The organism is Paramagnetospirillum marisnigri, assembly GCF_001650715.1.
GTDB classification, from domain to species: domain Bacteria; phylum Pseudomonadota; class Alphaproteobacteria; order Rhodospirillales; family Magnetospirillaceae; genus Phaeospirillum; species Phaeospirillum marisnigri.
The window spans coordinates 1-3,542 of the sequence record NZ_LWQT01000103.1 but is presented as its reverse complement, the minus strand read 5'-3'; the positions used below and the strand labels follow the sequence as shown (position 1 = coordinate 3,542).

Genomic DNA, 3,542 nt, shown 5'->3' with positions numbered 1-3,542 from the left:
AAACAGACCCGGAAACGCCGATCAACCGCAATTCACGCCCGGAACAACTCTCAAACCGTCAGAATGAAGAGGTTTCCGGAGGTGCCCACGTTCTGAGCCGGACGATACAACTAATCCAGTAACCGCCTCAGCCAACCTGGCGGAGAGGATTCCCGAATATCGACAATTACAGGTTTCCCGGGGCGGCAGGTCAGGACTGTTCTCGTGACGAGCACGTAGCCATGATAATAAAGACGCTGTGAATCTTCGCTCTCGGCGCACAGCCCTGGGTATTTTGACTCTGTCGATCCAGATCTTACCTCGGCATAGCAGGGAGATCCAACATCTTTCCCGCTACAGTATTTGTCGCTGACCACGGGGGTGGCGTGGCAGGAAAGGTTTTTGTTTCTGAATGCGTCTGCGAAAGGCTCCTTTAAGCCTCCATTTTCGCACATAGATTCCGGGGCCCGATAGCCGCCGTCTGGGAGAGAATCAAGCACTTCCGGCATGGAATTCAGGGTGCATCGGGATTCTATGGCCCCGCTGTTTCTGCTTGGAAACGTGCGGCATGTTCCATTCCCTCCGCCTTCAAACGGGTTGCCTGGAATAACGCATGAGGATCCGACTTTCTTCTCGTCGCAGAATTGATCCGCCCGATCATAGTGCCCGGGATCTTGTTCCATCCGTTCCCGTGCTTGATAAACGCTGTTGGGCAGGGTATCTGCCCAGGCGAGCGACGGCAGGAGGCAGGCCACCATCAGGGCTTTTCTCATTTAGTTCCCCCATCTTCAAATCCGACAATGTTCAGAGCAAGAATCTCCCGGCGAGCGCCGAAACCCCATTGGCAAGAAAGGACACAGCGGCGGCTCGCCCCATCGGCAAACGCATACAGGAGCGGATGACAAAGGTTTCGACACAGCACACGACCGCTTCAATGGCATACCAGCCCCAAACATAGGCTTCCGGCGACATGCTCATGGCAACCTGCCACGCCAGCGGGTGCGTCAACCCCGAGGCAAGCGCCGCCGCCATGAGGCTCCGCGCCGTGCCTCGGCGCCAGAACCATCCGGCGGCCAACACGACCGGCGTCTCCAGGGCATAGGTCCAGGTCAGCGCATCCAGATATGTCACAACACCTCCTCGAAGCTGCGCATGGGCAAGAGGGTATCATTCAGCGCAACTTCGCAAGACGGCCCAGCCATTCCTGATCGGAAATCGTTGCCTTGCCGGCGGGAAAGGCCGGAACCAGCTCGAATTCAAGAGGTTCCTCGCGACCTCGCCACGACAGCACCTGCAACACTGGAAATCGGAGCAGCCGCGCGGAATGGGGAACCAGGGTGGCGCCGGAGACAATGACCCGACCGTCAACGGCCAGGGCGAAGCACTTGTCCCAGAGATCCCTGTTCTTCTCCAGATCCCGGCCCCCACCGGCAAGTCGAATCTGACCTCCCTGCCAGCGTACCAGGGCCTCGGAGATCAATAAATGCGCGTCGGCGGACTTGGCGTGCACCGCCATGGCGGCACGTTCGGGGCAGTCGGACAAGGCCCCGGCCGCCGCGGGCAAGACGATCCACAACTGCGTCTCCCCGGCTTGGACGGCGAGCGGCGGCATGAATGCCAGCAATGCGGCACCGATGAGACTTGCCCTGAACGTCACGGGACGAGAAGCGTTCATCACAGGCCGACCTTCACATTGGCGGGTTTAACCAGTTCGAGCAGGTTCTGGAATGCCTGCGTCACCTTGAGCGCCGTGGCGGCTCCACCATTACTCTTGACGCTGGCGATTTCGCCTTTGCCGTCATACTCCACCTGGATGCTCCCCCCGTCCCGCAAGGTGACGCTGGTCGGCCGGGACTCCCGATTGTAGGTGAAGGCGAGGTGCTTGCCCCGTTCGGTGATCTTGGAGATGCGCCCCTGCGGGTCATGGTCGAGGGATACCTTGCGGCCCTGGCTGTTGGCGGCGGCGGTCAGGTTGCCACGCGCATCGTATGCGAAGCGTGACCAGGATCGGGCGCCTTTCGCCACCCGCTCGACACGCGACACCTTCCCCGTCCTGGGGTCATAAGCCATATCGACGGTCTCATCCGGCGTTTCCTTGTGGAGCAGACGCCCCATGGCATCATAGCGGAAGCCGCTGCTATGCCCGTTGCCATCACGAATGATCGCCACCTGACCTGTCTCATTGTATTCGATGTCGGTCAAACGGCCATCCCGATCCGACATCTGGCGCCACATGCGGAGATGGCCATGCTGGTCGGTGCTGAACAACTGGATGCGGCGGGTGGTTGAAAGGCGCTGGCCCTCGGAATCCTCCGTGGTCTCCAGGATTTCCGTCCAGCCACCACCCTCATGGCGGTCGAAGCGACGAATGGAGCCATTCTCGCCGAAGCTAGTCAGGCGACCTGACTTGTAGGTTGCCGTGACCTTGCCGTCCTTCGGGGAAACCCCGGTGATCAGCAGGCCGTCCTCGCCATAGGCGTAGCGATGTTCGCCGCCATCGGGATCAGTCGCAGCGATCAGCCGGCCCTCGGCATCGAAGCGATAGCGCGCCTCGCACCCCCCTTCTCCCGTGATTCGCTCAAGATGCCCGTCGGGGCCATAGGCAAGGGTCATGACGCGACCGAAATTGTCCTCGATCGAGACGATGCGCTCTTGCTCATGGCGAACCGTGATCCAGTTGCCGTTGCTGTCGGTGATGCGCTGCAACCGTCCATCCTTGGCAAAGGTCTCGGTCTTGCCGTCGGCCATGTGGCGCTCGAAGCCGCTGGGGGTTTGGGATATCTGTTGAAGACCGCAACTCTTCGCCTCCCACCGGTCGGGGTGACCATGAACGGAATGGAAGGTCACGGTGGCGCCGCAGCCATTCTCGATCACCGCCAGTGTGCCGTCGGCCTGCATCTCTACGCGGGTTTCGTAGCGGCTGCCCCAACCCCGACCGAACAGACCGGAGCGGCGTGAATCCGATCGATAGAAGCGCTCAAGGCTCGGCTCGAGACCGCCGGAATAGCCGATATCCGTTTCGGCAATCCGCAAGGTGCCATCGTGGACCGATACCTCGGCCAAGACGGGCGGGGCCATGACCGACAGCGCAATCAGAGCGACACCAGCAAGCAGGCGAAGTTTCATGATGGACTCCTTGAGTCGGAGGCAACCGGTTCCGGTTTCCTAGTCCGGCAGATCATGCTTATGGTTTGTGACGCCAATATGGCGCCATTTTTTCACTATCCCGCATTTCCCTCTAATTTATTGATGTGGGAGGCCCGGCGTGCCTTCAGGTCAAGTATTTCATCACTCCCGAACTTGCACGGCCCATCATGGCCGCGTAGGCCGCCAGCAGATCATCGCGATCACGCTCGACATAGACGTGCCGCGACACCGGTGAAATGTGACCTTCGCGCAGGGCTGTGGCGATTTCGGCGGATGTCACGCCGACGGCCTGCAGTTCGGACAATGCCACGGGCGCCGACATGAAGCCATGATTGCCCATGACCGGCCCCCAATGGCGGCTCCAGATCGAATGTTAGTGAAGCATGGTTGATGTTGCCTGGCCAGGGGCGACGGAG

The 3,542-nt window shown here is 60.4% G+C and carries 4 protein-coding genes; all 4 read right to left on the bottom strand.

Translation table 11 applies throughout. From position 1 onward, the window contains the following. Positions 1–783 precede the first annotated feature (783 nt). Positions 784–1,110 carry a hypothetical protein gene (locus A6A04_RS18415; RefSeq protein WP_068495495.1) on the bottom strand — a complete coding sequence of 109 codons (327 nt, stop codon included), beginning with the start codon at positions 1,108–1,110 and terminating at the stop codon, positions 784–786. 40 nt (positions 1,111–1,150) lie between these two features. After that, positions 1,151–1,654, bottom strand: a complete 504-nt coding sequence (locus A6A04_RS18410; protein WP_156612685.1) for a hypothetical protein — start codon at positions 1,652–1,654, stop codon at positions 1,151–1,153. Then, positions 1,654–3,105, bottom strand: coding sequence for a DUF6531 domain-containing protein (locus tag A6A04_RS18405; RefSeq protein ID WP_068495493.1), 1,452 nt, complete (start codon positions 3,103–3,105; stop codon positions 1,654–1,656). The genes A6A04_RS18410 and A6A04_RS18405 overlap by 1 nt, the downstream gene beginning before the upstream one ends. A gap of 145 nt (positions 3,106–3,250) precedes the next feature. Next, positions 3,251–3,466, bottom strand: a complete 216-nt coding sequence (locus A6A04_RS18400; protein WP_068495492.1) for a hypothetical protein — start codon at positions 3,464–3,466, stop codon at positions 3,251–3,253. Between the last annotated feature and the right edge of the window lie 76 nt (positions 3,467–3,542).

What these genes read in the sequence shown, in the direction of transcription:
- A6A04_RS18410 (WP_156612685.1), bottom strand. Translation starts at nt 1,654, where the DNA reads ATGAACGCTTCTCGTCCCGTGACGTTCAGGGCAAGTCTCATCGGTGCC.
- A6A04_RS18405 (WP_068495493.1), bottom strand. Translation starts at nt 3,105, where the DNA reads ATGAAACTTCGCCTGCTTGCTGGTGTCGCTCTGATTGCGCTGTCGGTC.
- A6A04_RS18400 (WP_068495492.1), bottom strand. Translation starts at nt 3,466, where the DNA reads ATGGGCAATCATGGCTTCATGTCGGCGCCCGTGGCATTGTCCGAACTG.